The sequence below is a fragment of the Burkholderia sp. YIM B11467 genome (assembly GCF_052952715.1).
The window spans coordinates 184839-211279 of record NZ_JBQVSQ010000005.1 but is presented as its reverse complement, the minus strand read 5'-3'; the positions used below and the strand labels follow the sequence as shown (position 1 = coordinate 211279).

22 protein-coding genes and 1 riboswitch are annotated in these 26441 nt (G+C 70.1%); of the genes, 12 read left to right on the top strand and 10 right to left on the bottom strand.

Going from position 1 to position 26441, the window contains the following annotated elements; translation table 11 throughout:
- The first annotated feature begins 159 nt into the window (after positions 1-159).
- Positions 160-2415: an Ig domain-containing protein gene (locus tag ACTRWB_RS19185; protein ID WP_446902902.1), complete on the top strand. Its 2256-nt coding sequence runs from the start codon at positions 160-162 to the stop codon at positions 2413-2415.
- Positions 2416-2609: 194 nt separating this feature from the next.
- On the opposite strand, the gene ACTRWB_RS19180 is transcribed toward ACTRWB_RS19185, so the two are convergent.
- Positions 2610-3512: a LysR substrate-binding domain-containing protein gene (locus tag ACTRWB_RS19180; RefSeq protein WP_446902901.1), complete on the bottom strand. Its 903-nt coding sequence runs from the start codon at positions 3510-3512 to the stop codon at positions 2610-2612.
- 94 nt (positions 3513-3606) lie between these two features.
- Between ACTRWB_RS19180 and ACTRWB_RS19175 the strand changes: the two genes are divergently transcribed.
- Entirely contained in the window at positions 3607-4809 is a 1203-nt protein-coding gene (locus ACTRWB_RS19175) for an MFS transporter (RefSeq protein ID WP_446902900.1), read from the top strand.
- Positions 4810-4815: 6 nt separating this feature from the next.
- Here the strand turns inward: ACTRWB_RS19175 and cobJ are convergent, their stop codons facing one another.
- The 4 genes from cobJ to cobG are packed head-to-tail and all read right to left on the bottom strand — an operon-like array spanning position 4816 to position 9272.
- Positions 4816-6537, bottom strand: a complete 1722-nt coding sequence (cobJ, locus tag ACTRWB_RS19170; RefSeq protein WP_446902899.1) for a precorrin-3B C(17)-methyltransferase — start codon at positions 6535-6537, stop codon at positions 4816-4818.
- A complete protein-coding gene (locus ACTRWB_RS19165) occupies positions 6534-7268 on the bottom strand; it encodes a precorrin-2 C(20)-methyltransferase (RefSeq protein ID WP_446902898.1) in 735 nt (244 codons plus the stop codon). The genes cobJ and ACTRWB_RS19165 overlap by 4 nt, the downstream gene beginning before the upstream one ends.
- The gene (locus tag ACTRWB_RS19160; RefSeq protein WP_048243678.1) at positions 7265-7891 is read right to left on the bottom strand and encodes a precorrin-8X methylmutase; all 627 of its coding nucleotides are present in this window, start codon (positions 7889-7891) and stop codon (positions 7265-7267) included. Before ACTRWB_RS19160 ends, ACTRWB_RS19165 begins: the two co-directional genes overlap by 4 nt.
- On the bottom strand, positions 7884-9272 hold the full coding sequence (gene cobG, locus ACTRWB_RS19155; protein WP_446902897.1) for a precorrin-3B synthase: 1389 nt from the start codon (positions 9270-9272) through the stop codon (positions 7884-7886). The genes ACTRWB_RS19160 and cobG overlap by 8 nt, the downstream gene beginning before the upstream one ends.
- A gap of 68 nt (positions 9273-9340) precedes the next feature.
- Positions 9341-9532, bottom strand: a riboswitch (cobalamin riboswitch).
- A gap of 202 nt (positions 9533-9734) precedes the next feature.
- On the opposite strand from cobG, the gene cbiE reads away from it, so the two are divergent.
- The 4 genes from cbiE to cobM are packed head-to-tail and all read left to right on the top strand — an operon-like array spanning position 9735 to position 13558.
- Positions 9735-10970, top strand: a complete 1236-nt coding sequence (gene cbiE / locus ACTRWB_RS19150; protein WP_446903113.1) for a precorrin-6y C5,15-methyltransferase (decarboxylating) subunit CbiE — start codon at positions 9735-9737, stop codon at positions 10968-10970.
- Entirely contained in the window at positions 10970-12058 is a 1089-nt protein-coding gene (locus ACTRWB_RS19145) for a cobalt-precorrin-5B (C(1))-methyltransferase (protein WP_446902896.1), read from the top strand. The genes cbiE and ACTRWB_RS19145 overlap by 1 nt, the downstream gene beginning before the upstream one ends.
- Positions 12055-12786, top strand: coding sequence for a cobalt-precorrin-6A reductase (locus tag ACTRWB_RS19140; RefSeq protein WP_446902895.1), 732 nt, complete (start codon positions 12055-12057; stop codon positions 12784-12786). Before ACTRWB_RS19145 ends, ACTRWB_RS19140 begins: the two co-directional genes overlap by 4 nt.
- A gap of 43 nt (positions 12787-12829) precedes the next feature.
- On the top strand, positions 12830-13558 hold the full coding sequence (cobM, locus tag ACTRWB_RS19135; protein WP_446902894.1) for a precorrin-4 C(11)-methyltransferase: 729 nt from the start codon (positions 12830-12832) through the stop codon (positions 13556-13558).
- Here the strand turns inward: cobM and ACTRWB_RS19130 are convergent, their stop codons facing one another.
- Entirely contained in the window at positions 13559-14473 is a 915-nt protein-coding gene (locus ACTRWB_RS19130) for a DMT family transporter (protein WP_446902893.1), read from the bottom strand. It abuts the gene before it with no gap.
- 141 nt (positions 14474-14614) lie between these two features.
- On the opposite strand from ACTRWB_RS19130, the gene ACTRWB_RS19125 reads away from it, so the two are divergent.
- The gene (locus tag ACTRWB_RS19125) at positions 14615-15151 is read left to right on the top strand and encodes a MarR family winged helix-turn-helix transcriptional regulator (protein WP_446902892.1); all 537 of its coding nucleotides are present in this window, start codon (positions 14615-14617) and stop codon (positions 15149-15151) included.
- A 33-nt stretch (positions 15152-15184) separates the two neighbouring features.
- On the opposite strand, the gene ACTRWB_RS19120 is transcribed toward ACTRWB_RS19125, so the two are convergent.
- The gene (locus tag ACTRWB_RS19120) at positions 15185-16363 is read right to left on the bottom strand and encodes an MFS transporter (RefSeq protein ID WP_446902891.1); all 1179 of its coding nucleotides are present in this window, start codon (positions 16361-16363) and stop codon (positions 15185-15187) included.
- 133 nt (positions 16364-16496) lie between these two features.
- On the opposite strand from ACTRWB_RS19120, the gene ACTRWB_RS19115 reads away from it, so the two are divergent.
- Positions 16497-17012, top strand: a complete 516-nt coding sequence (locus ACTRWB_RS19115; protein ID WP_129514574.1) for a MarR family winged helix-turn-helix transcriptional regulator — start codon at positions 16497-16499, stop codon at positions 17010-17012.
- Positions 17013-17115: 103 nt separating this feature from the next.
- On the opposite strand, the gene ACTRWB_RS19110 is transcribed toward ACTRWB_RS19115, so the two are convergent.
- From ACTRWB_RS19110 to ACTRWB_RS19100, 3 genes are all read right to left on the bottom strand, one after another.
- Positions 17116-17820, bottom strand: a complete 705-nt coding sequence (locus tag ACTRWB_RS19110; RefSeq protein WP_048251807.1) for a glutathione S-transferase N-terminal domain-containing protein — start codon at positions 17818-17820, stop codon at positions 17116-17118.
- A 186-nt stretch (positions 17821-18006) separates the two neighbouring features.
- Positions 18007-19131: a porin gene (locus ACTRWB_RS19105; RefSeq protein ID WP_343491353.1), complete on the bottom strand. Its 1125-nt coding sequence runs from the start codon at positions 19129-19131 to the stop codon at positions 18007-18009.
- Positions 19132-19388: 257 nt separating this feature from the next.
- A complete protein-coding gene (locus ACTRWB_RS19100; protein ID WP_446902890.1) occupies positions 19389-22088 on the bottom strand; it encodes a LuxR C-terminal-related transcriptional regulator in 2700 nt (899 codons plus the stop codon).
- A gap of 243 nt (positions 22089-22331) precedes the next feature.
- Here ACTRWB_RS19100 and ACTRWB_RS19095 point away from each other — a divergent pair, with 243 nt between their 5' ends.
- From ACTRWB_RS19095 to ACTRWB_RS19080, 4 genes are all read left to right on the top strand, one after another.
- The gene (locus ACTRWB_RS19095; protein ID WP_446902889.1) at positions 22332-23255 is read left to right on the top strand and encodes a universal stress protein; all 924 of its coding nucleotides are present in this window, start codon (positions 22332-22334) and stop codon (positions 23253-23255) included.
- A 20-nt stretch (positions 23256-23275) separates the two neighbouring features.
- The gene (locus ACTRWB_RS19090; protein WP_446902888.1) at positions 23276-24256 is read left to right on the top strand and encodes a quinone oxidoreductase family protein; all 981 of its coding nucleotides are present in this window, start codon (positions 23276-23278) and stop codon (positions 24254-24256) included.
- 10 nt (positions 24257-24266) lie between these two features.
- Entirely contained in the window at positions 24267-25115 is an 849-nt protein-coding gene (locus tag ACTRWB_RS19085) for a TauD/TfdA dioxygenase family protein (RefSeq protein WP_446902887.1), read from the top strand.
- Between the two features lie 117 nt (positions 25116-25232).
- Positions 25233-26288, top strand: coding sequence for a 3-keto-5-aminohexanoate cleavage protein (locus ACTRWB_RS19080; protein ID WP_446902886.1), 1056 nt, complete (start codon positions 25233-25235; stop codon positions 26286-26288).
- Positions 26289-26441 lie beyond the last annotated feature (153 nt).

The following is a 26441-nucleotide window of genomic DNA, read 5'->3' as shown; positions in this document are numbered from 1 at the left end:
GGCCATGTCCAATGTCCGGGGTATCCGCCGACCACCGCTGCATGTACGTCACGAGCATCGATTCGGTGTTCTGAATATTGACTCACGGCACGCGAGGGAAGGGTGCACTGGTGCATCTGCGCCGCTCGCGCCCCCCATTCTCGTCAGGAAGGTCGAAAAATGACAAGCACTCTACACATTCCGGCTGGCTACTTGACGCTCGGCCTGGACTCCACCGGCGCCATCGTCGAACTCATCGATTCCCGCAGCGGCCGCAACTACATCTCGCCCGGGAAGTTCGTCCTGCTCGTCAGACTCGTGATCAACGGAATACTGGTGTTGCCCGCCAGCGTCCGGTGGTCCGCCGCTGACAACACGCTGTCCTTCGCGAATGACACCGGCATCGCATTCGAGGTCGATGTCCGCGTCCTGCAGAAGACCGGCTATGCCACCTTTGAAGTCACCCGCGTGAAGACCGACCGCGATTACGACGTTCAGGCGCTGCTGTGGGGGCCATTGCCTGTCGCGATCAACCAGACCGTCGGCGAAGCCGCGGGCGTGGTACGAGACAACGAATTCGCCATCGGCCTCAAGCCGCTCAACGACCGCACCGAAGGCGCGTGGCCCAAGGAATATCCGCAATACGGCTGGGGAAACGACATTATCTCCAATCCGTACAATCTGTACGTGGCGTCGATGGAACCGTGGAGCGTGGCGGCAAAGACGTCATGGGGGGCCGTGCTGCGAGCCTTTACGTACGACTACACGCGCCGGCGCGATCGGCTCAACCCCGATGGCTATCCGATCCCGCTCGGCCCACTCGACCGCGCAGGCTCGGTAATCGGATCGAAGATTGCGCTATACGGCAGCGCACCGGAGCTCGTGACGACCCTGTTGTCGTTCATTGCTTCGGGTGAAAACCTCCCGTATCCGACCCAGAATGGCCAGTGGCAGAAAGTGGCGCAGGCCAGCGGCCAGTCGTCTTTCGTGGTGAACGATCTCGACACCGGCAATGTCGACAAGGCTGCCCGCCTCGCCCACAGCGCGGGAATCAACTACATCTACTCGCCAGAGAACTATCGCGGCCCCTGGAAATCCACCGGGCATTATCAGTTCGACTCCACCTTCGGCGGCAGCGACAACGGGGCTGAAAAGCTGGTGGAAACTGCCAAGGAGCACGGTGTCCGCGTCGGCGTTCATACCATGTCGGACTTCATCAGCGTCGGCCCGCCCACCTCCATCGATCGCTACGTTTCACCGCCCGCGGACCCTCGTTTGGCCTTGGGCAGCCAAGCCACCTTGTCCCGGTCGTTGAACATGACGAACGCGATGCTCTACTTGAGTGGATTCGTGCCGATGCCGGACGGGATCAAAGTGAAGATGCTACGTATCGGCGACGAGTTCATCTCGTACAAAGATGCCCAAAGGAGCGGCAGTGAATGGAAAGTCAGTGGGCTGACCCGAGGCCAGTGGGACTCCATCCTCGCCCCGGCCGCGCGCGGCACGCCCGTTGCGAGTGTGATCGTGAATTCGTATAACGGGGCCATCGGCGGCCTCGGCATCATCGACGAGATCGCCACCCGGCTGGGGACCATCAGGAACAACGTCGGCATCCGGTACCACTCCTTCGACGGGGTGGAATCCGCCAGTGATACCGGCTGGGGCAGCTTCGGCATTGCCCGGTTGATAAACGGCACCTACGCTGCCCAGACCGGGCACGATGGATACATCAGCGAGACAAGCCGGATGACCTCGAATGCGTGGGATATGCTGACCCGGGCGAACTGGACCAACCCGGATATGGATCAGCTGTACCGCAACAACGTCTTCTACCAGGCCAACTACCTGCCGGGCATGCTTGGATGGTTCGATATCACAGACCTCTCGTTGACCCAGATCGAAACCAGGCTCGCACGCGGCGCGGCGCTCAACGCCGGCATAGGCTTCCGGGGCTGGGTGGCAACCTTGCCCTCGGCGCCGAAGATTCTCGACAAGATCAAGCAGTGGGAAATAGCCAGGAATCTCGGCGCGTTCACCGAAAAGCAAAGGGCCGCGCTTCGCGACCAGACTACCTGCTGGACCCTGGAGACCATTACCCCCGGCCAAAGTTGGTCGTTGCGGCCGGTAAGTTCCGGAGGCATCCCGATCGGCAATCCGCAGACCGTATCGGTGCCGACACCGCAACTGGGCCCCGCAGTCTTGCCAGCCGCCGCTCGAGGCACGCTCTACGCAGCGAAAATCACGTCGAATACGCCTGCGACCGTCCGTTTCACGGTGACCAGCGGGGGATTGCCCCCAGGCCTCCAGTTCAATCAGGATACTGGCGGGATCGTTGGTACGCCCGGGAGGACCGGGAGTTACACGTTTGGCGTCACGGCCACGAACGACGGGGGACTGGCTGACGCGCGTGCGGTTTACACCATCGTGGTGAACTGAAGTATCGAGCAGCCCTGATCGAATTCGCGGGCGACTGCGCCGGCATTCGGGACGCGCGTCAATCCGGCGATACCTGCGGCATTCGGTGAGGGCGATCCCCCGTTTTGGCGAACGTGATCGGTGTGGAAGAGGGGGTTGCGCGGCCAGGACACCGGAACCACGGGGGAAGAGCGATCCGGGTCGTTTGACCCGCATCATGCCGATACGGGTTGCACAAGCGAGCGCGCGAGCGCGACGAAGCGTTCGACGCACGCCGATGAAAACGGCTCGCTCCACGACACGATCTGCTCGACCGCACGCGTGCCGGCGAGCGGCACGTACACGACGCCCGGACGCTGCAGCGTCGCCGTGAAGCCCGGCACGATCGCGATGCCGCGTTCGGCGGCCACCAGCGACACGAGCGTCGTGATCTGCGCAGCGGTCGCGCCGATGCGCGGCGTGAATCCGGCCTGCGCGCACAGGTCGTCCAGCGCCGCGGTCAACGCCGAACCGTAACCGGGCGGAAAGGTCACGAAGGTTTCGTTTGCAAGCGCCGCGACGTCGACGCTCGCGCGGCCCGCGAGTGGATTCCCGGCCGGCACGGCCGCGACGAGCGGTTCGCGCGACACGGCGAGCGACGCAACCGGCACACCGGGCGCGCCGTCCCACGCCCAGCCAAAGCCGATGTCCATCGTGCCGTCCGCGATCTGCTGGCGCTGGCTGGCGGTCGCCGCTTCGCGGAACGCGAGCTCGACGTCGGGCATCGTGCGGCTCGCGACGCGGATGACATCCGGGAACGTGTCGGACATCGGGATCGAACTTGCATAACCGATCACGAGGCGCCCGGCGATGCCTTGCGCCATCTTGCGCGCGCTCGCTTCGGCCTCGGCGGCCGCGCTGACGACGTGGCGCGCATGCTCGAGGAACAGCGCGCCTTCCGGCGTCAGCCGCACCGCGCGCGTCGAACGCTCGAACAGCCGAACGCCGAGCTCGCTTTCCAGCGCGGCGATATGGCGCGTCAGCGGCGGCTGCGCGATGCGCAGGCGCAATGCCGCGCGGCCGAAGTGCAGTTCGTCGGCGACGACCACGAAATAACGGAGGCGGCGCAGGTCGAGCATTGTTGTCGTTCCGGTATCAATGGCGGTGAAAACGGTATTGGCGTGCATGCGGCGCGCTCGTCAGACTGTCGGCATCGACGACCAGGCCTCTCCGATGAACGACCGGACCACGCGCATCGCGTTCTTTCTTTGCGGCTTCGCCGCGTTTCTCAATCTCTATTCGACGCAGGGCATCCTGCACGAACTCGCGGCGACCTTCGGCGTCAGCGCGGAGCGCGCGGGGCAGGGCGTGAGCGCGACCACGACGGCCGTCGCCATTATCGCGCCGTTCGTCGGCGTGCTGGCCGCACGCATCGAACGGCGCGTCGCGATCGCGTGCGCGGCGGTGGCCGTCGCGCTGCCGGTCGTGTGGTCCGCGCATGCGGCGAGTTTCACGTCGTTTCTCGGCGCGCGCTTTGCCGCCGGCCTGATCATGCCGTTCGTCTTTGCGCTGTCGATCGCGACTATCGGCGAACGTTTCGATCGCGGCACGTCGGCTGAAATTAGCGCGCTGTTCGTCGCCGGCACGACGCTCGGCGGTTTCGCGGGCCGCTTCGTGACCAACCTGCTGACGTCGATGTGGGGCTGGCGGCACGCGCTCGACGTCGTCGCCGCGCTGTGTCTCGTCACCGGCGTGGCGATCTATGCGAGCCTGCCGGCATCCCGCGCGATCGCGCCGCGTTCCGGCCACGATGCGGATACGAGGCCGTCATGGCGAGTCGTCACGCGCGGCCCGCTGATCGCGTCGTTCGCGATCGGCGCGTGCGTGCTCGCGTCGCAGGTCGCGACGTTCACGTTCGTCGGCCTGCGGCTTGCCCGTGCGCCGTTCGACTTCGGCACGGTCGAGATCGGCGCGATCTATGCGGTGTTTCTGGTGGCGGTGGTGGTGACGCCGCTCGCGGGGCGCCTCGCGCGGCATCGCGGCCCGCGCGCGCCGGGGCTCGCCGCGGCCGCGCTCGCGATCGGCGGGGCGCTGTTGACGCTGTCCGACAGCGTGCCGGTGATCCTGGCCGGCCTCGCGCTCAGCTCGACCGCCGTGTTCGTCGAACAGGCGTCGGCCAACACGTTCATCTCACAGGCGGCAGCGTCGGCGCGCTCGACGGCGATCGGGATCTACCTGTCCTGTTATTACTTCGGCGGCAGTCTTGGCTCGATCCTGCCGGTGCCTGCGTGGCATCGCTGGGGATGGGCCGGCTGCGTCGCGTTCGTGGTCGTGGCGCAGGCCATCGTCGGCGTGCTCGTGTACCGCTTCTGGCGAACCGGCAGCGCGGCCGGCACGGCGCATGCCGACGCGCGCGGCGCCGGGTTCACGCGCTAGCCCGGTTCAGCGATACCAGCGCGGCGTATAGACCCACTCGCGCCCGTCGCCGATCGCGAAACGCCGGGTGGTCGACGAACCGACGATCACCATCGTGCGCATGTCGACCTGATCGCTGCGCAGCGCGCCGAGCGTCGTCGTCGCGAGCGTCGCGCCCGGCCGGCCGATGTCGCGCCCGAGCACGACCACCGTATCGGCCGCGCGGTGCGCGCGCACGACGTCGAGCGCACGATCGAGCTGCCACGGCCGCGCACGCGAGATCGGGTTGTAGAACGCCATCACGAGGTCGGCTTGCGCCGCATGCCGCAGACGTGTCTCGATCACGTCCCACGGCTTCAGGTTGTCCGACAGCGAGATCGCGCAGAAATCATGGCCGAGCGGCGCGCCGGCCTGCGCGGCCGTCGCGAGCGAAGCCGATACGCCGGGCTCCACGCGCAGGTCGACCGCGGCCCATTGCGGGTCGCGCGCTTCGTCGAGCGCTTCGAGCACGGCCGCGGCCATCGCGAACACGCCGGGGTCGCCCGACGACACGACCACGACGCGCCGGCCTTCGGCCGCGAGCTCGAACGCATGGCGCGCGCGCTGCATCTCCTCGCGATTGTCGGTGCCGTGCACGCGCTGGTCGTCGCGAAACGGGCCGGCCATGGTCACGTAGGTCGTGTAGCCGAGGATGTCGGTCGCCTGGTCGAGCGCGGCACGCGCGGCCGGCGTGAGCCACGCAGCGCCGCCCGGGCCGAGGCCGAGCACCGTCAGGCGGCCGCGCGCGCGGCCGAGCGTGGTGGGATCGACCGGCTGCGACGCGACCGCGCATGCGAGGCCTTCCGATGTTGCGCGCAGCGTGTGCGTGACGCGCAATGCACGACCGAGCAGCGTCGCCGCATCGGCTTGCGCGTCGCGGTCGACATCGTCATCGATATCGACGAAACGCAGTGGCACGTCGAGCGTTTGCGCGGCTTCCTCCAGCGCGGCGTCGCCGATCGCCGATGCCGGCGCGACGATGGCCGCGAGCGCCAGCCGCGCGAGGCCTTGTGCGTCGAGCGCCGCTTCGATGCGTGCGGCGAGCGTTTCGTGAGCGTGCACGGCATGTGCAGCGACGCCGACCACCACGCTGCGCGGATGGATCACGAGCTCGTCGCGCGTGCCGCGCCACGCATCGGGTGTCACGCGGATCGCATGCGCGGCCGCGTCGTCGCGCGGCAACGCTACGTCGTCGAGCCACGGCGCCGCGCCATCGATGCGCGTCGATGCGCCCGCAAGCAGGTCGGACACGAAGCGCTTGCCCTGCGAGAGATCGGCGAGTGCATATCCTTCGGGCGGGTTGAGCACGCATGCGCCGAAGCGCAGTTCGCCGCTCGTCGTGATCGCCGGCGCGACGCCGAGCCATTCGGCCAGTTCGCGCGCGATCGCGTTCACGCCCGTCAACCCGCCGAGCAGCGGCACGACGGCCGACCCGTCTTCCGCGACCGCGAGCACGGGCGGCTCGACGCCCTTGTCGGCGAGCGCGGGCGCGATGCAACGGATCACGATGCCGGCCGCGCACAGCGCGACGACCGGCAGGCCGCGCGCATAGAGTTCGCGCAGGTGCGCGCCGAGTTCGTCGAACGGCACGTCGGCATCGACGCGCGACGCGAGCCCGTGGATGCGCGCACCCGGATAACGCGCCTGGATACGCCGCGCGGTGTCGAGTGCGCCCGCGCCGAGAATCACGATCGCGGGCGGAGTCGTCATCCTTGCCATTTTTCCCCCGGCACGACGAGCAGCGAGAAATACGGCGACGCCATCGGGTCGACTTCGTCGAGCGGCACGATGCGCTGGCTCGCCATCGTCGCGCGCTCGACATACAGCGCGCGCTTCGCGAGCCCCAGTTCGTCGAGCACGCGCCGCACCTTGTCGAAATTCCGGCCGAGCTTCATCACGACGGCCGCGTCGGCCTGCGCAAGCCGCGCGCGCAGTTCGTGCTCGGGCAGTACGCCCGACAGCACCGACAGGCTCTGGTTGCGATAGACGAGCGGCTGGCTGAGCACGGCCGTGCCACCGAGCATCGCGCACACGCCCGGGATGACCTCGGTGTCGTAGCGCGGCGCGAGGCGGTCGTGCAGGTACATGTACGAGCCGTAGAAGAACGGGTCGCCCTCGCAGATCACCGCGACGTCGCGGCCCGCGTCGAGGTGCGCGGCGACGATCTCGGCGGCCGTATCGTAGAAGTCGGCGATGACCGTCTCGTAGCAAAGCGGCGGCGGCAGTGCCTCGGTCGTCACCGGATAGACGAGCGGCAATTGCGTCTGCGCGTCGAGCAGGTGCGCTTCGACGATGCCATAGGCATTGCCTTTCTTGCCCTTCGCGACGAAATACGCGACCACGGGCGCGGCCCGCAGCACGCGCAGCGCCTTGATCGTCATCAGTTCAGGGTCGCCGGGGCCGACGCCGACCCCGAACAGTCGTCCGCGTGCGGCCGTCATTCGACCTCCGTCGCGAGCGCGTTGACCGCGGCGGCGGCCATCGCGCTGCCGCCGCGCCGGCCGAGCAGCGCGACGTACGGCACGCCGCGGCTGTCGGCGTCGAGCATCGCCTTCGATTCGGCCGCGCCGATGAAACCGACCGGAAACCCGAGGATCAGCGCGGGGCGCGGCGCGCCGGCGTCGATCATGTCGAGCAGATGGAACAACGCAGTCGGCGCATTGCCGATCACGACGACGCTGCCTGCCAGATGCGGGCGCCACAGTTCGAGCGCCGCGGCCGAGCGCGTGTTGCCGAGATGCCGCGCGAGATCGGGCACCTCCGGCTCGCCGAGCGTGCAGATCACTCGGTTGGCCGCAGGCAGCCGCGCGCGCGTGATGCCTTCGGCGACCATCTTCGCATCGCACAGGATCGGCGCGCCCGCCGCGAGTGCCGCGCGGCCAGCCGTGCCGGCACCGGCCGAGAAGCGCAGGTCGTAGACGACGTCGACCATCCCGCTCGCGTGAATCACGCGCACCGCCAGTTTCTCGAGATCGGGCGGGACCTGCGACAGGTCGGCTTCGGCACGGATCGTCGCGAACGACTGGCGGTAGATTTCCTGCCCGTCGCGAATGTAGTCAAGCATCGGTGTGTCCTGGCTGTGCCGCGCCCGTCAGTCGGGCCGCGGCCTGGTCAATCGTCAGATGGCGCGCGAGCGGGGCGCCGAGGCCCGCGGCGGCGTCGCGCCGGTAAAGGTCGTAGTGCGCGGGCGCCACCGCAACGAGCGTGTGCATCGCGGGATGCGGCAGCGCGCAGTGGCGCTCGCAGCCGCTCAGGTGTACGTCGACCGGATGGCCGATACGGGCGGCGAGCGCGAGCGCGTCGTGTTTCGTGTCCGCATGCGCTTTCGCGCAGCCCGCGCTGCCGGTGCATGCGACCAGCGTCGCAAGCGGGTCCGACGGCGCGCAGACGAGGCCGAGCGACGCGAGCGTGGCGAGCGTGGCCGGCGCACGTTCGCGCGACACCCCGTGCATGAACACGCCTTGCCACGGCGTCATCGACAGCGTGCCGTCGCCGTCGGTGTCGGCCAGCGCGGCGAGCCGTTCCAGTTGCGTCGCGTCGAGCCGGCCGAGCACGAACTGCGCGCCGACGCTGCAGCGCGTCGCGTCGTGCGACGGGCGCGTGCCGAAACGCAGTGCCGGGTCGGCGCGCATGCGCCGCCTGTCCGCCAGCGCGGGATCGGCCGCGAGCGGGAACGGCAGGTAGTGCTGGGCGCGTTCGAGCAGTGCGCGTTCGCCGCACGTCGCGAGGAGGGCGCGCATCCGCGTAACGTCGGCCGGCGCGAGATCGAGGAACGCGAGCAGCAAGGCACGGACCAGCGCGACACTCTGATCGGGCGACACGTCGACCAAAGCCGGCCGGTCGCCATGCGCGACGGGCGGGCAGCCGGCCAGCCCGGCCGCGATGCGTACCGCGCCGTCGTCGCGACGCCACGCGGCCAGCCAGATGTCATGCGGATGATCGAGCGCCGCGACCGATTCGCCGCCGTCGAGCTGAATCGAGAATTTCGGCGACAGCTCGCCGCGACGCGGTTCGCGCGCCAGCATGTCGAGCAGCGGCATCGAGAGCGAACGGCTGTCGACGAGTGCGGCGGGATCGTGCCCGGCAAGCGGGCTGAGCATCAGGTTGCGAGCATCGTCGCTCGCGGCAAGCGCGGCCGCATCGGCGCTGGCGTCGATGCGTGGGCCGAGACCCGCGTCGAGCAACGCGCGCGTCAGTGCGTCGGCCGCATTGTCGCGGATGCCGCGCAACTGGAGATTCGCGCGATTGGTCGCGTCGATCGCGCCGGAGCCGCAGGTGCGCGCGGCGGCGGCAATCGCACGTGCCTGATGCGCGTCGAGCCGGCCGCCCGGCAGCTTGATCCGGCACAGCCCGCCATCGGCGGCCGCGACCACGCGCACGAGCCCCGGGCAGGCCGACGGGCGCACGACGGGGGACGCAGGAATCGAATCGGGGGCGGAACTCAACGGGGTACCGGGACAGTGTCGCGCCGCGGCCAACGCATCGGTACACCCCGCCCGACGCCGACTGGCACGCACGCACTTTCTGGCCGGCAGGTCTCCTGGCTGACAGGTCGGCACCGGCTCCCGGCCTTCCCGGTCGAACCAGTGGCATGAGGGGGGAGATCGGCTCGCTGTCTACAGTTGCGGGGGCAGCCACAGCGGCGCGCGGTGCGCCCTGTGTTCCCTCTTCGGCCCCGAAGGGCACCGGCGAACGAACGGCCGTAGGATACCCGATTTCGACCGCGGTTCGCGACCGGCAAGCCGTTCGCGACGGGCGAAGTGGAAGATGGCCGGGTGCTAGCGGGCCGGCAGATGAAACGGGCGATGGAACACGGTACCATGCCGTTTTTCGCAATGCGGACGGCTGCGCGGCTTCTTTCACGGCCGCGCGGCGACACGATGGAATTGAACGATGGGGAAGGGTGCATGACGGCGTGGCTGACGGTAGTGGGCATCGGCGACGACGGTTACGCGGGGCTCGGACGCAGCGCGCGGCGTGCGCTGCTCGACGCGACGCTTGTCGTCGGCGCGACGCGCCATCTCGACATGCTGCCCGCGCGGCTGCCGGCCGCGCGCGAAGCGTGGCCGTCGCCGTTCGATCTCGCGGGCGTGCTCGCGCGGCGAGGGTCGCCCGTCTGCGTGCTCGCGAGCGGCGACCCGATGCTGTTCGGCGTCGGCGCGACGCTCGCGCGCGCGCTTTCCCCCGACGAATGGCGCGTGCTGCCCGCACCGTCGTCGCTGTCGCTCGCGGCCGCGCGTCTCGGCTGGGCGCTGCAGGACATCGGCGCGGTATCGCTCGTCGGCCGTCCGCTCGCGACGCTCGCGCGCCACCTGCTGCCGGGCCGGCGCCTGTTCGTGCTGAGTGCCGACGGCCGCACGCCGGCTGCGGTCGCGGCCGAGCTCGTCGCACGCGGCTTCGGGCCGACGCGCATCAGTGTCTTCGAACATCTGGGCGGCCCGCTCGAGCGTCGTCTCGACGGCCTCGCACACGACTGGAACGTCGACGAAACCGCCGCGCTCAATCTGGTCGCGCTCGACTGCCAGGCCGGCCCCGACGCACCGCGCCGCGCGCTCACGCCCGGCCTGCCCGACGACGCGTACCGCCACGACGGCCAGCTCACCAAGCGCGACCTGCGCGCGATGACGCTCGGCCGCCTCGCGCCCGCGCCCGGCGAGCTGCTGTGGGATGTCGGCGCCGGCAGCGGCTCGATCGGCATCGAATGGATGCGCGCGCATCCGTCGTGCCAGGCGATTGCGATCGAAGCGCATGCGGAGCGACAACGCTTCATCGAGCACAACCGCGATGCGCTCGGCGTGCCGGGCTTGCAGCTCGTCGCGGGCCGCGCGCCCGATGCGCTCGCGGGGCTCGCCGCACCCGACGCGATCTTCATCGGCGGCGGGGCGACGGCGCCCGGCGTGCTCGACGCATGCTGGTCGTCGCTGAAACCGGGCGGCCGACTGGTCGCGAACGCGGTCACGCTGCAGGGCGAGATGGCACTCGCCGCATGGCGCGATGCGCACGGCGGCACGCTCACGCGCGTGTCGCTCGCGCATGCCGAGCCGCTCGGTCGCTTCGATACATGGCGGCAGCCGTTGCCGGTCACGCTGTATGACGTGCGCAAGCCCGACGCGGTCGAAGCGTCGAACACGACGGCCGTGTGATGCGCGACGAAACCCCCGAACAGCCCGCACCGCTGCGTTTCGGCTATACGACCGGAAGCTGCGCGACCGCGACGTCGCTCGCGGCCGCGCGCCTGCTGCTCGCGGGCCGTGCGGACGACGCGGTCGAGATCGTGCTCCCGAAGGGACAGCACGTGTTGATGCGGCTCGAGTTCTGCCGGATCACCGCTGACGGCGCCGAGGCCGGCACGATCAAGGATGCCGGCGACGATCCGGACGTGACCCACGGCGCGCTGATCTTCGCGCGCGTCGCGCTCGCGGCGGCGCCCGGCGTGCGCTTTCATGCGGGGCCGGGCGTCGGCACGGTCACGCGCGCGGGGCTGACGCTGCCGGTCGGCGAACCGGCGATCAACCCGGTGCCGCGCCAGATGATGACAACGCACCTCGACGCGCTGGCGGCCGAGCATGGCTACGCGGGCGGTTTCGACGTGACGATCGGCGTCGAAGGTGGCGAGGCGCTCGCGCTGAAGACGATGAATCCGCGCCTAGGCATCGTCGGCGGGCTGTCGATCCTCGGCACGACCGGCATCGTGCGGCCGTTCTCGTGCTCGGCCTATATCGCGTCGATTCACCAGGGCATCGACGTCGCGCGCGCGAACGGCATCGCGCATATCGCCGCGTGCACGGGCAATGCGAGCGAGGACGCGATGCGCGCGCACTACCACCTGCCCGACATGGCGCTGATCGAGATGGGCGATTTCGCGGGCGCGGTGCTCAAGCACCTGCGGCGCGCGCCGATCGCGCGCCTGTCGATGTGCGGCGGCTTCGGCAAACTCAGCAAGCTCGCGGCCGGCCACCTCGACCTGCACAGCCGCCATTCGAGCATCGATCTGCCGATGCTCGCGCAATGGGCGGCCGAAGCGGACGCGAGCGATGCGCTGCAGGCCGCGATGCGCGGCGCGAACACGAGCCAGGAAGCGTTGAAGCTCGCGCTGGCCGACGGCGTGCCGCTCGGCGATCTCGTCTGCGCGCAGGCGCTGCGGGTCGCGCGGGACATCGTGCCGCCAACGGTCGCCGTCGAGATGTTCGCGATCGACCGGCAGGGCCGCTTCGTCGGGCAAGCGCGATGAGCGCGCGCATCCTGCTGCTCGGCGGCACCGGCGACGCGCTGACCATCGCGCGCGCGCTCGGCCCGCGGCACGTCTATAGCCTGGCCGGCCTCGGCAAGGTACCCGGCGACCTGCGCTGCGACGTGCGCGTCGGCGGCTTCGGTGGCGCCGCCGGATTGGCCGCCTATTTGCGCGACGCCGGCATCTGTCTCGTGATCGATGCGACGCATCCGTATGCCGCACGAATCAGCTCGAACGCGGCCGCCGCGACGCGCGACGCGGGCGTGCCGCTATGGGCGCTGCGCCGCGCGCCGTGGGTGCCGCAACCCGGCGACGACTGGCGGATGGTCGACGACTGGGCCGGCATCGAGGCCGCGCTCGCGCCGTTCAGGCGGCCGCTGTTCACGCTCGGCCGCGAGCCGCTCGCGCATCTCGATGCGATCCCGCCGCAGCAGTTCTGGCTCGTGCGCTGCCTCGACGCGCATCCCGGCAACGCGCAGGCGCAGATCATTGCCGCGCGCGGGCCGTTCACGCTCGACGGCGAGCGTGCGCTGTTCGCGCTGATGGGCGTCGACGTCGTCGTCAGCAAGAACAGCGGCGGCGCGGCCACCGAGGCCAAGCTCGACGTCGCGCGCGAACGCCGGCTGCCGGTCGTGATGCTGCGCCGGCCGCCGCTGCCCGACGCCGACCGCGCATTCGACTCGGCCGCCGCGCTGCTCGACGCGCTCGATCCGGCTGCACGCGCGTGACGCCGCGCGGCCGATCATCCAACGAATAAACGGAGATTTTTCGATGACGGTGTATTTCATCGGCGCGGGCCCCGGCGACCCGGAGCTGATCACGGTGAAGGGCCAGCGCCTCGTGCGCACGTGCCCGGTGATCCTGTATGCGGGCTCGCTGGTCCCGCCGGCCGTGCTCGACGGCCATCGCGCGGAGCAGGTCGTCAATACGGCCGAACTCGACCTCGACGCGATCGTCGCGCTGCTCGCCGGCGCGCATGCGAAAGGGCAGGACGTCGCGCGCGTGCATTCGGGCGACCCGTCGCTGTACGGCGCGATCGGCGAACAGATCCGCCGCCTGAAGGCGCTCGGGATTCCCTACGAAATCGTGCCGGGCGTGACGGCCACGGCCGCGTGCGCGGCGACACTCGGCGTCGAGCTGACGCTGCCCGGCGTCGCGCAGACGGTCATCCTCACGCGTTTCGCGGGCAAGACGACGATGCCGGAAGGCGAAGCGCTCGGCTCGCTCGCCGCGCACCGCGCGACGCTCGCGATCCATCTCGGCGTGCGCCATCTCGCGCGGATCGTCGACGAAGTGCTGCCGCATTACGGCGCCGATTGCCCGGTCGCGGTGATCTATCGCGCGAGCTGGCCCGACGAGGAACGAGTGACCGGCACGCTCGCCGACATCGTCGCCAAGGTGCAGGGTACGCAGATCGAGCGCACCGCGCTGATCCTGATCGGGCGCGTGCTCGATGCCGAAGGGTTCACGGATTCGACGCTGTACGCGAGCGCGAGTTGACTACGCGCGCGCCGGCCGGAGTTCGGCGCGGCGTTCGCGCAGGTGCGTGTAGATCGCGGCGCCGATCGTGATCGCTCCGCCGACGAAGTAGATCGGCGATGCCGATTCCCCGAGGATCAGGATCGACGCGGCGATGCCGACGACGGGGATCAGGTTGAGCACGACCGCGCTCCAGTACGACGCGTTGTCGCGCGCACCGCGAAAATAGAACAGGAATGCGAGCGTGAACTGCAGCACGCCGATCGCCAGCGCGGGCCACACGGCCGACCAGGCCGGCAGTTGGAGCAGCCCGTCGCCGCCGTCGGCCTCGATACCGAGCAACACGAGCGCCAGGAGCAGCGAACCGGCCTGCTGAATCAGCAGCATCGTCGTCGCGGACGGGAGCGTCACGGCCTGCGTCGACAGCGACACATACAGCGCGGCCACCATCACGCCGGCGAACACGAACGCGTCGCCGCGCAGCGATGCGTGCCCGTCCGCCGATGCATCGCCGAGCGCGATGACCACGACGCCCGTCAACGCGACGACGCCCGCGACCAGCAGCCGCGTGTCGACCCTGAACCGGAACAGCATGATGTTGAACGCAAGAATGCCGAGCGGTTCGAGCGCGAAGATCACCGCCGTGTGCAGCGCGGACGTGGATTGCATGCCGACGAATCCGAGGTAGTACGCGCCGCACGGTTCGAGCATGCCGATCAGCGCGACGACGGCGACCTGGGCCGGTGCGATGCCGGTGAGGCTGACGCGTTGCACGGCGGCGACGCACGTGAGCGCCGCGACGCTCGCGGCGATCTGCAGCACGATGAGCCACGCGGGCGAGAGGGCAGGCAACGCCATCTTGCTGAACGGAATGGCGACGCCCCAGCACAGCGTTGCCATGATCAGGCATCCGGTCTTGCGCGCGCTGCCGTTCATGCGATGACTCCGCTCGAAATATCGACACGTAAAATGCGGGCGCGCGGCCGCCCGGATCGACGGGATCGCGCCGCGGCTGACAGCGGTGACACGATGGTTTAAATTATATGCGTGACGCACACATATACTAGGAGCGCCTACGTGAAAAAGCAACGCCTGAACAATCTGCTGGGCGCGCTCGCGCTTGCGCTGAACGACCGGGTAGAGGACGCGATCGCCCGTGAGACGGGGCTGCATGGGTCGATCGCGGATGCGCTGGTTCTGCTGTCGCAGGCGCATACGCTGACGATCGACGCGCTCGCGCGGCAACTGATGCTCGTGCATTCGTCCGCCGTGCGGCTCGCCGAGCGGATGGCGCAGGAAGGGCTCGTCGCGCGCGAGCCCGGCGAGGACAGGCGGACGGTCGTGCTGGCGCTGACCGAGGCCGGGCACGACGCGGTGCAGCAAGTGCTGGGCGCGCGCGGCACGGCAATCGCGGACCTCACGCGCACGTTGACGGCCGAACAGTGCGCGCAGCTCATGCCGATCTGCGAGCAACTGATCGGCGCACTGGCCGACGACATGCAGAACGCGATCCGGGTGTGCCGGCTGTGCGACGAAGATGCGTGCGACTTGGGGCGGTGCCCGTCCGAACGCGCGTATCGGCGGTTCGTCGCGGAGCGCGATACGACGGGCTGACCGGGCTGATGCGACTGACGCGGGGCCGGACGCCTAGGCGCTCGCAACACGCGGCGCGAGCTTCGGCGCAAAACCCGCCGCCAGCACGAACAGCACGATGCACAAGCACGCCATCGCCACCCACGCGGGTGTCAGATCCGCGAGATGCTGGCGCACGACGCCGGCCGCAAACGGAAACAACCCGGCGATCAGGTAGCCGATACCCTGCACGAAGCCCGTCAGCGATGCGGCATCGGCCGGCGTCGCCGCATGGTCGACGGTGACGATCAGCGACAGCGGAAACAGCGCGCCAATCCCCGCGCCGAGCAGCAGCGCGGCCGGCAGCGCGAGCGTTTCGGGCGCGGCCAGCATCACCAGCAACCCGATCAACAGCGACGCGATCGCCGCATGCAGCGCGGGCCGGCGATCGGGCAGGCGGTCGATCGCCGCCGAGATCGTCAGCCCCGCGACGACCTCCGCGAGCGTCACGCCGCCGAGCAGGCTGCCGGCCGCGGTCGGCGACCAGCCGAGCCGCATGTAGTACGGCGGCAGCCACGCGAGCACGAGCGTGTACGCGCCCGTCGCGATCCCGAAGAACAGCGCGAGCCGCCACGCGCGCGGCGAGCGCGACGGCTGCGCATTCGACGCCGAAGCCGGCCCGGCCGCGAGCGCATCGCCGCCGCGGCTGGCGAGCGGCCAGGCGAGCGCGGCCACCACCGCCGGCAACGCCCAGCCCGCGAGTGCGGCGAGCCAGCCCCAGCGGGCCGCGGCGAACGGCGCGACGACGCTCGCGAGCACCGCACCGCCCATGATCGACGTCGAATACACGCCCATCGCGCCGCCGATCCGCGTCGCGAAATGCGCCTTCACGAAGCCGGGCAGCAGCGCCTGCACCATCGCGATCCCGATGCCCGCGCAGCAGGCGCTCGCGAGCAGCAGCCACGCGTGCTGCGCGCCGATGCGCGCCACGCAGGCCAGCCCGATCAGCGCGACGCCGAGCCATACGCCGCCCGCAATGCCGGTCACGCGCTGCAGGCGCCGCGCGCTCAGCGCGCCGAGCCCCATCAGCAGGACCGGGATCGTCGTCAGCAGGCTGGCCGCGCCGTCGCTCATGCCGGTCGCGCGCTGGATCATGTCGAGCAACGGGCCGACCGCGGCCAGCGCCGGCCGCAGGTTCAGCCCGACGAGCACGATGGCGGCGAGCCGCCATCCGGGGGAAGTGAAGCGATTCATCGACAGGCCCTCGGTATCGGTGCACGGCATCCGTCCGGGTGCCGTGGGTTTTCAGGTAAAGTATCTCGACGTCAAGATAAACGCCGATTTATCTCGACGTCAAGATAACTGGTGAGCCGAGGAGGGTTAATCAATGGATCGAGCCGCGCATGCGCTCGCGCAATGGCGCGCCGAGCGCCCGGATCTCGACGCGTCGTCGATGGTGGTGATGGGGCGTCTGCAGGAAGCCGCGCTGGTGATCGCGCGCGACCGTCTCAATCCGCTGTTTGCGCGCTTCGGGATGCAGCCGGGCGAATTCGACGTGCTCGCGACCTTGCGGCGCGGCGGTGCGCCGTTCGCGCTGACGCCGACGGCGCTGTACGACGCGCTGATGATGTCGTCGGGCGGGATGACCGCGCGCATCGACCGGCTGCAGAGGGCCGGCTGGGTCGAGCGCCGGCCGAACCCGGCCGACGGGCGCGGCACGCTCGTCGCGCTGACCGAAACGGGCCGCGCGCTGATCGACGACGCCGTTGTCGCGCACATCGACAACCAGCGCACGATGCTGGCCGCGCTGTCGGACGCGGAACAGGCGCAGTTGTCGCGGCTGCTGGAAAAGCTGCTGGCGGGGCTGGAGGAAACGGCGCCGGAAAGTCAGGGCCGGAAGTAGCGCCGCGTGGCGCGATACGAACGCGCCAGGCGGGCGGAAAGACACGCCCGCCGCGCAATGCGACGGGCTGGACAAATCGCGGGCCACCCGCCCGCGCTGCCGGTCAGCCGCGGGCCGGGATGTTGAGCCCGCGCGCGACGGCCGGACGTGCGACGAACGCGTCGAGCGCCCGTGCGACGTGCCGGAATTCGCTGAAGCCGACGAGATCGCCCGCTTCATAGAAGCCGACGAGGTTGCGCACCCACGGGAAGATCGCGATGTCGGCGATCGTGTAGGTATCGCCCATCACCCACTTGCGGTTCGCGAGATGCGCGTCGAGCACGGCGAGCAGGCGCTTCGATTCGGCGACGTAGCGGTCGCGCGGGCGCTTGTCCTCGTAGTCGCGGCCGGCGAACTTGTGGAAGAAGCCGACCTGGCCGAACATCGGCCCGATGCCGCCCATCTGGAACATCACCCACTGGATCGTCTCGTAGCGGCCGGCGAGATCCTTCGGGATCAGCTGGCCCGTCTTGTCCGCGAGATAGATCAGGATCGCGCCCGATTCGAACAGCGGCAGCGGCTTGCCGTCGGGGCCATTCGGATCGATGATCGCCGGGATCTTGTTGTTCGGGTTCAGCGACAGGAACGCGGGCGACAGCTGGTCGTCCGTGTCGAAGCGCACGAGGTGCGGCTCGTACGGCAGGCCGGTTTCCTCGAGCATGATCGACACCTTGACGCCGTTCGGCGTCGGCAGCGAGTAGAGCTGGAGACGGTCGGGATGCTGGGCCGGCCACTTTTGCGTGATCGGGAAGGCGGACAGGTCGGGCATGGAAGTTCGCTCGTCGACGAGGTGGGTGAACCGCGCCCCGCCAACCAGTCGCGTGCCGCGGACGATCCGCGGCGCGGGCGGCATCGGCGGGGCGCGCCGAAAAACGCCCACTGTAGCCGATCCTCGCAATCGATGCAGGCGTCGGCCGCGAGTCGCACCCGGGCGCCGCGTCAGCGCACCGCGTCGTCAGAAGTTGTGCCGCAATCCGACCATCGCGGCCGTCGTGCCGACGCCCGGCGCGACCGGCTGTCCGTACACGAGCATCTGGTCCATCGTGCCGCGGTTGTTCACGTGGCCGACCTGCGCATAGACCATCGTGCGCTTCGACAGGCTGTAGTCGGCGGTCAGCACGACCGACGTCGACTTGTTCGCCGAGTTGTTGCGATCCTTCAGGTAATACACCGCGGACGCGACCTGCAGCGCCGGCGTGAAGCGATAACCGACGCCGGCCGACAGCATGTCGAGGTTCACGCGGTCCGCGTGCGACGGATTCCTGCCGTTGCCGTACGACGCCGACACCGAGAAATCGTGGATCGTGTATTTCGCGCCGAAGTACATGAAGCGGTTGTTGTCGACGCCGGTCGGCGCGACACCCGGCGCCGGGTTCGTGTCATGCCCGTTGTAGTAGAGCGCCGACAGGTTCAGCCCGTAGTTCGCGTACTTGAGCACGACCGATTCGCGCGTGCCGCCCTGGAACTGCCCGGCGACGCCGCCCGGCGCGTATTCGAGCGCGATCGACGCGCCCGCGAACGTCGGCGACTGGTAGACGAGCGCGTTGCTGTCGTACAGCGCGCCAATCGCGCCGTTGGTGCTCGTCCCCGGCCAGCCGGCCGCGGTGTTCAGGCCGAGCCACGCGGTCAGCACGCTGCCGAAGAACTGCGCGTTGCGCACGTCGGTATCGGCCATCGCGTAGATCATCGGCACGATCTGGCGGCCGGCCGTGAATGTGCCGAACGGGCCCGACACGCCGAGCGACGCAATCTGGTTGAAGATCGCCACGGCGCCCGGCGTGTCGCTCAGCTGCAGCTTGCCGGTGCCGCTGTCGAACGAACCCTGCAGCTTGAAGTTGACCTTGTAGCCGCCGCCGATGTCCTCGCTGCCCTTGATGCCCCAGAAGCTCGAATAGATGCCGCCGTCCTTCATGCGGAACACCTTGCCGGTGTTCGGCGCGGTCGGGCTGAACGACGCGGCCGACGTGCTTTGATACAGCAGGCCCGTGTCGATCACGCCGTAGAGCGTGACGGAGGATTGCGCATGCGCGAGCGCCGAACAGCCGGCAAGCGCCGCGAGCGCGGCCAGTTTCGTCTTCATCGAAGTCTCCAGGATCGTAGTGGACCGGACGGGATCGAGCCCGTCCGGGTAAAGCGGGGAAGCATCGAGGCAGGCGGGAAGGCGTCACAGGCGACGCCGCTGCGAGCCGTGCGGAAAGACTACGCAACGGCGGGCGGCCGCTCCCCCCCACGCGCGGGGGGCAGGGTTGCGGAGAATCGAAGGGGGTGCGGCGACGCGGCCGCGACGGGCGGGCGGCGCAGGCCGGTCAGGCCGTTTCAGGCAGACTCAAGCGGCCGTCAAGGCGCGCTTTCGAGCAGGCCGAGCACCAGCGCGCGGCGCACCGCGTGCTTGCGAGAGCTGGCGTCGAGCTTGCCGAACAGGTTCTTCAGGTGCCACTTCACGGTTTCCTCGCCGACGGCGAGCGCCACCGCGATCTCCTTGTTCGACAGGTTGCGCGCGAGCAGCTCGAGAATCGCGCGCTCCTTGGGCGTCAGCACGACGCTCGGCACCGCGCGCGGGCTGGCCGCGCTGCGCGGCGCGGGCGGCACGATGCGCGGCTGCGGCAGCGCGTGGCGCGCAGGACCGTCGCCGGCAGCCTCGTCGCCGACGCGGCGCGCCCAGTCGGCGACGGCCGGATGCGCGTCGGCGAGCGTGCGCGTCAGCCCGAACAGGTCGGCCAGGTTCATCGCCTCGTCGAGCAGCGCGCGGCCGCCGCCGCCCGACTGCTCGCGCGCGAACGCGCCGAGCGCCATGATTTCGATGCGCGCGCGGCCCATGCTCATCTCGCGGGCCAGCACGGCGGCTTCGTCGAGGGCCGCGCTCGCGTCGTCCCAGCGGCGCGCGGCGAGCGCCGCGCCCGCGTGTGCGGTCGCCTGCAGCAGCACGACCGGCCGCCGCCACAGCGGCCCGTGCAACGGAAACTCGGTGGCGGCGATCGCGTCGATGCGCTCGACGAGCGCATGACAGGTCGCCTCGCGATAACGCGCCGCGTGAATCCGCACCTGCTCGGCGAGGCTCGCGACCGACAGGCGCGGCAGCCGCCGCGCGACGCCCATCGCGTCGAGTGCCTCGAGCAGGTCGATCGCGCGATGCTCGACGCCGCGCAGCAGCGCGATGCGCGCGGCGGTGCGGTAGCCGAGCAGCACCGTGTCGGGGATGCCCGCGTGTTCGAGCACGTCGAGCCGGTTCGCGAGCAGCGCGGCGGCCTGGTCGATGCGGTCGGCTTCGTAGGCGATCGCCGCGCACATCGCCGCGAGCATGCAGGTCAGCGGATGGCGGCGGCCGAGATCGGCTTCCGCGCGGGCCAGCGCCGGCGACAGCACGTCGTCCGCGAGCCGGATCTGCCCCTCCCACAGATAGCTGAGGCCCGTGATCAGTTCGCCCCAGCGCGCGACGTAGCCGAACTCGGCCGCCGTGTCGCCGCGCGGCGCGGCCTGCTGGAACCGGCGCGCCTGTGCCGGCTCGCCGACGATGATCGCGCGCGCCGACAGCCGGTTCGCATGCATCTGGGCCAGCCACGTCGCCGCCGGCGGCATGAAATCGGCCCACGGTTCGAACAGCTCGACGAAGCGGTCGATTTCGTCGGCGTAATACGCGGCCGCGCTGAGGATCAGCGCGCACTCGTAGCGCATCGCGGGCGGCGTATCGGGCGCCGCGAGGATGCCCGCGATCTGGCGCTGCGCCTCGACATGACGCTCGCCGAGTGCAAGGGCCCAGGCCACCGCGATCCGCAGCGTCGGGCGCTTGTCGAGTTCGGCATCCGGCAACAGCGCGAGCCAGTCGAGCACGTCGTTGATGCGGCCCTGCTTGATCGCATCCTCGAGGCAGCGCTGCGCGAGTGCGTACGCGGTCTCGAACTGGCCGGCCGCGTACGCGTGGCGCGCGGCTTCCTCGGTCATCCCGTGCGCGTCGAGCCATGCCGCCGCGCGCGCGTGCAGCGTGTTGCGTTCGGCGTCCGGGCCCGCGGCCAGGCGGTCGCGCAGCGTGTCGCGCACGAGCGGATGCAGCCGGCACCAGTCGGAATCGTCCGACGCGATGAACAGCGGCGTGTCGCGCGCGAGCCGCGCGAGGCGGTCGGGCGCGGCGGCATCGTCGAGCAGCGCGGCGCACAGCGACGGATGCAGGCGATCGGCGACGCTCGTGCGCGTCAGGAACGCGGTGTCGTCGGCCGACAGGTTCGTGAGCAACAACTCGACGAGCCGGTCGCGCGTGCCGTCCACGCGCGCGCCAAGCGCGTCGACCGCCTGGCGCGGATCGGCCGAGCGCGCCATCGCGGCCATCGCGAGCTGCAACCCGAGCGGCCAGCCGTCGACGCGTTCGAACAAGCGCGCGCACGCGTCGGCGTCGACTCGTTGCGCGAAGCGCGCGCCGACCAGCGCGATCGTCTCGTCGAGTGTGAAGCGCAGCGCGTCGGGGCCCGCGAGCGTGCATTGCCCGCCGGCCAGTAGGTCGCCGGCCGTGTGATCGAGCCCGCGCCGCGCCGCGACGACGACATGCAGGTTTTGCGGCGCGTTGTGCAGCACGTAGGTCAGCGCATCGAGCCCGGCGGCCGGCAGCCGCTCCGCGTCGTCGACGATCAGCAGCGCGTCGATCGACAGCTGCGCGACCTCGGCCAGCCACGCGGTCACGCCCTCCAGCGCGCGGGCCGCGTCCGCAGCGCCGACCGGGATCAGCCGCCCGAAGCCGGGCCGCGCGCAACCGGTCCGCACCGCCTGCACGAGCCCCTGCAGCAGCCGCGCCGCGTCGTCGCGTTCGTCGGCCGACAGCCACACGACCGCGCGGCCGAGCGCGAGCGTTTCGCGGCGCCATTGCGCGAGCAGCGACGTCTTGCCGTAGCCGGCCGGCGCCTGCACGAGCGTGACCGGACGGCCGTCGAAGGCCGGCGCGGCAAGGCTCAGCCGCGCACGGGCGAGCAACTGCGCCGGCACGCGCGGCGCGGTCGTCTTCAGGACCAGTTCGGTGGGGGGCGCGTCGGCGCGATCGGGTGGGTGGGCCATCGGGGCAGGAGTCGGATTCCGGCGGTGCCGTGCGGGCCAGCGTCCGGGGTGGGCGTGGGGGGAAGGATCGGCCGAACCGCGTTCGCGCGTCAATCCCCCCCGCGACGAGTGGGGCCGCCGCGGCGCGGCGCCGATAGCATGGGTTCAGATGCATCACGAACGCAACGAGGAGGGCAGCCATGAACATCGAATCGACCGGCGCGCGGTACAGCGCGCCGACCGCCGGATAAGCGGAGCGGCGCGATGTACCGCCATCTGCTCGTGACGGTCGACGGCGCGCCCGGCGGCATCGACGCGATCGGCCATGCGCTCGAACTGGCCCGTGCGGTCGGCGCGCGGGTCACGTTCGTGCTGCCCGGCGCTGCGCCGGACTCGTGTTTATCCGGAGCGCGGCTGCCCGAACACGGTGCGAAAGTGGAAGCCGCCGCACGGGCGCAGGGCCTGTCCCATGCGATCGCGGGGGCCGGCCACCCGGCGGCCGGTGGCGCACCGCCGGCCGCACTGGCCCGCGAACTCGGCTGCGACCTGATCGGCATGGCGGCACTGCCGCCCGACGCCGATCCAGCCGAATGCCGGCAGCGGCAGCTGCTGCTCGCGATGTGCGACGTGCCGGTGCTGGTATGCGCGTCGCCGCGCCCGCCGGCCGCGGCGCGCGTGATCGCCCGCTGCCTCGATGCGCATCGCGACGTGGCCGCGATGCTGCACGGGCTGATCGCGCACGGCGGGGAAGCGGCGGAACCGGCGGCCGCGCCAGAAGCCGTCGACATCGGCGGCACGCTGGCAGCGCTCGCGTCCCTGCAACGCGCGCGTTTCGGCACGGCCGCCGAAGCGCAACTCTTCGCGGCCTTGCGCACCCGCACGGAGAGCGTCGCGGCCGAACTGGACGAGCTCGACCGCCAGCAACGCCGCGACGCGCAAGCATGTGACGCGCTGGCGCGGATCGCATCCGACGGGCTGCCGTCGCCCGCGTTCGACACGGCGCTCGCCTGTTATGCGCGCGGCGCGTTCGAGCAGATGGGGCGAATCGAAGGCGTGATATTCCCGGCCGCGCGGCGCTACCTGGGCGACGCCGACTGGGCCGAACTGGACCGGCGCCTGGCGGGCGGCGCAGCCGCGACGCCGCCGGGCGCGAGTGAAATCGACGATGCGCGGCGCGCATCCGACTGAGACACCCTACGGAGAACAAGATGGCACATGCAGTGCGATTCCACGAAACCGGCGGCCCCGACGTGCTGCGCTGGGAAGCAGTCGACGTCGGCGACCCGGGCCCCGGCCAGGTGCGCCTGCGGCACGAGGCGGTCGGCCTGAACTTCGCCGATACCTATTTCCGCAGCGGCCTGTATCCGGTTCCGCTGCCGTCCGGCATCGGCGTCGAGGCAGCAGGCGTGGTCGAGGCCGTCGGCCCCGGCGTGACGAACGTCGCCGTCGGCGATCGCGTGACCTACACGGGCTTCCTGAACACGCTCGGCGCGTACAGCACCGAACGACTGATTCCTGCCGCGCCACTCATCCGGCTGCCGGACGGCATCGCGTGCGACACCGCCGCGGCGATGACGATGCGCGGCCTGACGTCGGCCTATCTGCTGCGCCGCATCCACGCGTTCGCGCCGGGCGACACGCTGCTGCTGCATGCGGCCGCGGGCGGCGTCGGGCTGATCGTGTCGCAATGGGCGAAGCTGCTCGGCCTCACGGTGATCGGTACCGTGTCCAGCGCGCACAAGGCCGGGATCGCCCGCGCGCACGGCTGCGACCATACGATCGACTACAGCCGCGAGGATGTCGCGCAACGCGTGCTCGAACTGACGGACGGCACGGGCGTCGATGTCGTGTTCGACAGCGTCGGCAAGGACACCTTCGAAGGCTCGCTCGATTCGCTGAAGCGGCGCGGGCTGATGGTGTGCGTCGGCACCGCGTCGGGCCCGATCCCGCCGTTCGACCCGCAGCGCCTCGCGATGAAGGGCTCGCTGTACCTGACGCGCCCGGCGCTGGCCGACTACATCGCCGATCCGGCCGAGAAGAACGACCTCGCCGGCGAACTGTTCGCGCACGTCGCCGCCGGCCGCATCCGGATCGAGATCAACCAGCGTTATGCGCTGCAGGACGCCGCGCAGGCGCACCGCGATCTCGAATCGCGCAAGACGACCGGTTCGTCGGTGTTCATCGTCTGAGGAGACGCGCATGCGAGTCGAACCCCTGACCTGCGCGATCGGCGCGGAACTGCTGGACGTGAGCCTCGCCGACGCCGTGCACGACGACGGCCTGTTCGCCGAGATCCGAGCGCAGCTGCTCCGGCATCGCGTGCTGTTCCTGCGCGACCAGGACATCACGCGCGCCGAGCACATCGCGTTCGCGCGGCGCTTCGGCGAGCTCGAGGATCATCCGGTCGCCGGCAGCGATCCCGACCACCCGGGGCTCGTGCGGATCTACAAGTCGCCCGACCAGCCGAACGACCGCTACGAGAATGCGTGGCACAGCGATGCGAGCTGGCGCGTGGCGCCGCCGTTCGGCTGTGTGCTGCGCTGCGTCGAGGGTCCGCCGGTTGGCGGCGACACGATGTGGGCGAACATGGTGCTCGCCTACGACAACCTGCCGGACCACGTGAAGCAGCAGATCGACGGGCTGCGCGCGCGCCACAGCATCGAGGCGAGCTTCGGCGCCGCGATGCCGATCGACAAGCGGCTCGCGCTGAAGGCGCAGTATCCGGACGCCGAGCATCCGGTCGTGCGCACCCATCCCGAAACCGGCGAGAAGGTGCTGTACGTAAATGCGTTCACCACGCATTTCACCAACTTCCACACGCCCGGGCGCGTGCGCTTCGGGCAGGACGCGAACCCGGGTGCCGGCCAGTTGCTGCAGTACCTGATCAGCCAGGCCTTTATCCCCGAATACCAGGTGCGCTGGCGCTGGAAGAAGAACAGCGTCGCGATCTGGGACAACCGCAGCACCCAGCATTACGCGGTGATGGACTACCCGCCGTGCGTCCGCAGGATGGAGCGCGCGGGCATCGTCGGCGACGTGCCGTACTGAGCGCCGCCACACCCTAACCGAAACGCAACCCCACACAACGCGCCGGGCATGCCGCCCGGCACGGCGGGATACGCACGCCCGTACGCCCGAACACAACGATTTCCACTGGAGGACGACATGCAATTTCTCGACGATTCGCTGCACCCGGAAAACCAGGACAAGGTAGTCATCACGGTCGCGCCGTACGGCCCCGAATGGATGCCCGCCGATTTTCCGGAAGACATTCCGGTGACGATGGACGAGCACGTGCAGAAGGCCGTGGATTGCTACAACGCGGGCGCCACGGTGCTGCACATGCATGTGCGCGAACTCGACGGCAAGGGCAGCAAGCGCCTGTCGAAATTCAACGAGCTGCTCGGCCGGCTGCGCGAAGCCGTGCCGGACATGATCCTGCAGGTCGGCGGCTCGATCTCGTTCGCGCCGGAAGGCGACGGCGCGGAAGCGAAATGGCTGTCCGACGACACGCGTCACATGCTCGCCGAGCTGACGCCGAAGCCCGACCAGGTGACGGTCGCGATCAACACCGTGCAGATGAACATCACCGAGCTGATGAACCGCCAGGACATCGCAGGCACGTCGCTGAACGAAACCGCGTACTGGGACGCGTACCGCGAGATGACCGTGCCGGCCGGCCCCGGCTGGGTCGACGAACACCTGCGCCGGCTGCAGGCGGCCGGCATCCAGCCGCATTTCCAGCTCACCGGCATGCACGCGCTCGAAACGCTCGAGCGGATCGTCCGCCGCGGCGTCTATCGCGGCCCGCTGAACGTCACGTGGGTCGGCATCGGCGGCGGCTTCGACGGCCCGAATCCGTACAACTTCATGGAATTCGTGCGGCGTTGTCCGGACGGAGCGTGCATCACGCTCGAATCGCTGATGAAGAACGTGCTGCCGATCAACACGGTCGCGATGGCGCTGGGCCTGCATCCGCGCTGCGGGATCGAGGACACGATCATCGACCAGAAGGGCAACCGGATGACGTCGGTGCAGCAGGTCGAGCAGTGCGCGCGGATCGCGCGCGAACTCGGCCGCGACATCGCGACCGGCAAGGAGGCGAAGGCGATCTACCGGATCGGTGTGCAGTACGACGGCGTCGACGAAACGCTCGCGCAGCTCGGGATGGCGCCGAACCGCCGGCCGGGCCAGATGAACGTACCGCTGCGCGCGGCCTGACGCGCTGCGCATCCGGGCGGCCCGCCAGCGCGGCCGCCGCCCGCCGATCGTTGTGGCGCGGCACCCACCCCTGCGCATGACGCAGGGCGGACTCCGGCCGACGGAGCGGGGCCGCGCAAGCCGCGCCGGCGCGTTGCCGCACCGGTGCCGGAG

What these genes read in the sequence shown, in the direction of transcription:
- ACTRWB_RS19095 (WP_446902889.1), top strand. Translation starts at nt 22,332, where the DNA reads ATGTACCGCCATCTGCTCGTGACGGTCGACGGCGCGCCCGGCGGCATC.
- ACTRWB_RS19130 (WP_446902893.1), bottom strand. Translation starts at nt 14,473, where the DNA reads ATGAACGGCAGCGCGCGCAAGACCGGATGCCTGATCATGGCAACGCTG.
- ACTRWB_RS19140 (WP_446902895.1), top strand. Translation starts at nt 12,055, where the DNA reads ATGAGCGCGCGCATCCTGCTGCTCGGCGGCACCGGCGACGCGCTGACC.
- ACTRWB_RS19145 (WP_446902896.1), top strand. Translation starts at nt 10,970, where the DNA reads ATGCGCGACGAAACCCCCGAACAGCCCGCACCGCTGCGTTTCGGCTAT.
- cobJ (WP_446902899.1), bottom strand. Translation starts at nt 6,537, where the DNA reads ATGACGACTCCGCCCGCGATCGTGATTCTCGGCGCGGGCGCACTCGAC.
- ACTRWB_RS19160 (WP_048243678.1), bottom strand. Translation starts at nt 7,891, where the DNA reads ATGCTTGACTACATTCGCGACGGGCAGGAAATCTACCGCCAGTCGTTC.
- cbiE (WP_446903113.1), top strand. Translation starts at nt 9,735, where the DNA reads ATGACGGCGTGGCTGACGGTAGTGGGCATCGGCGACGACGGTTACGCG.
- ACTRWB_RS19180 (WP_446902901.1), bottom strand. Translation starts at nt 3,512, where the DNA reads ATGCTCGACCTGCGCCGCCTCCGTTATTTCGTGGTCGTCGCCGACGAA.
- ACTRWB_RS19110 (WP_048251807.1), bottom strand. Translation starts at nt 17,820, where the DNA reads ATGCCCGACCTGTCCGCCTTCCCGATCACGCAAAAGTGGCCGGCCCAG.
- ACTRWB_RS19115 (WP_129514574.1), top strand. Translation starts at nt 16,497, where the DNA reads ATGGATCGAGCCGCGCATGCGCTCGCGCAATGGCGCGCCGAGCGCCCG.
- ACTRWB_RS19080 (WP_446902886.1), top strand. Translation starts at nt 25,233, where the DNA reads ATGCAATTTCTCGACGATTCGCTGCACCCGGAAAACCAGGACAAGGTA.
- ACTRWB_RS19085 (WP_446902887.1), top strand. Translation starts at nt 24,267, where the DNA reads ATGCGAGTCGAACCCCTGACCTGCGCGATCGGCGCGGAACTGCTGGAC.
- ACTRWB_RS19175 (WP_446902900.1), top strand. Translation starts at nt 3,607, where the DNA reads ATGAACGACCGGACCACGCGCATCGCGTTCTTTCTTTGCGGCTTCGCC.
- ACTRWB_RS19185 (WP_446902902.1), top strand. Translation starts at nt 160, where the DNA reads ATGACAAGCACTCTACACATTCCGGCTGGCTACTTGACGCTCGGCCTG.
- ACTRWB_RS19100 (WP_446902890.1), bottom strand. Translation starts at nt 22,088, where the DNA reads ATGGCCCACCCACCCGATCGCGCCGACGCGCCCCCCACCGAACTGGTC.
- ACTRWB_RS19120 (WP_446902891.1), bottom strand. Translation starts at nt 16,363, where the DNA reads ATGAATCGCTTCACTTCCCCCGGATGGCGGCTCGCCGCCATCGTGCTC.
- ACTRWB_RS19105 (WP_343491353.1), bottom strand. Translation starts at nt 19,131, where the DNA reads ATGAAGACGAAACTGGCCGCGCTCGCGGCGCTTGCCGGCTGTTCGGCG.
- ACTRWB_RS19165 (WP_446902898.1), bottom strand. Translation starts at nt 7,268, where the DNA reads ATGACGGCCGCACGCGGACGACTGTTCGGGGTCGGCGTCGGCCCCGGC.
- cobM (WP_446902894.1), top strand. Translation starts at nt 12,830, where the DNA reads ATGACGGTGTATTTCATCGGCGCGGGCCCCGGCGACCCGGAGCTGATC.
- ACTRWB_RS19090 (WP_446902888.1), top strand. Translation starts at nt 23,276, where the DNA reads ATGGCACATGCAGTGCGATTCCACGAAACCGGCGGCCCCGACGTGCTG.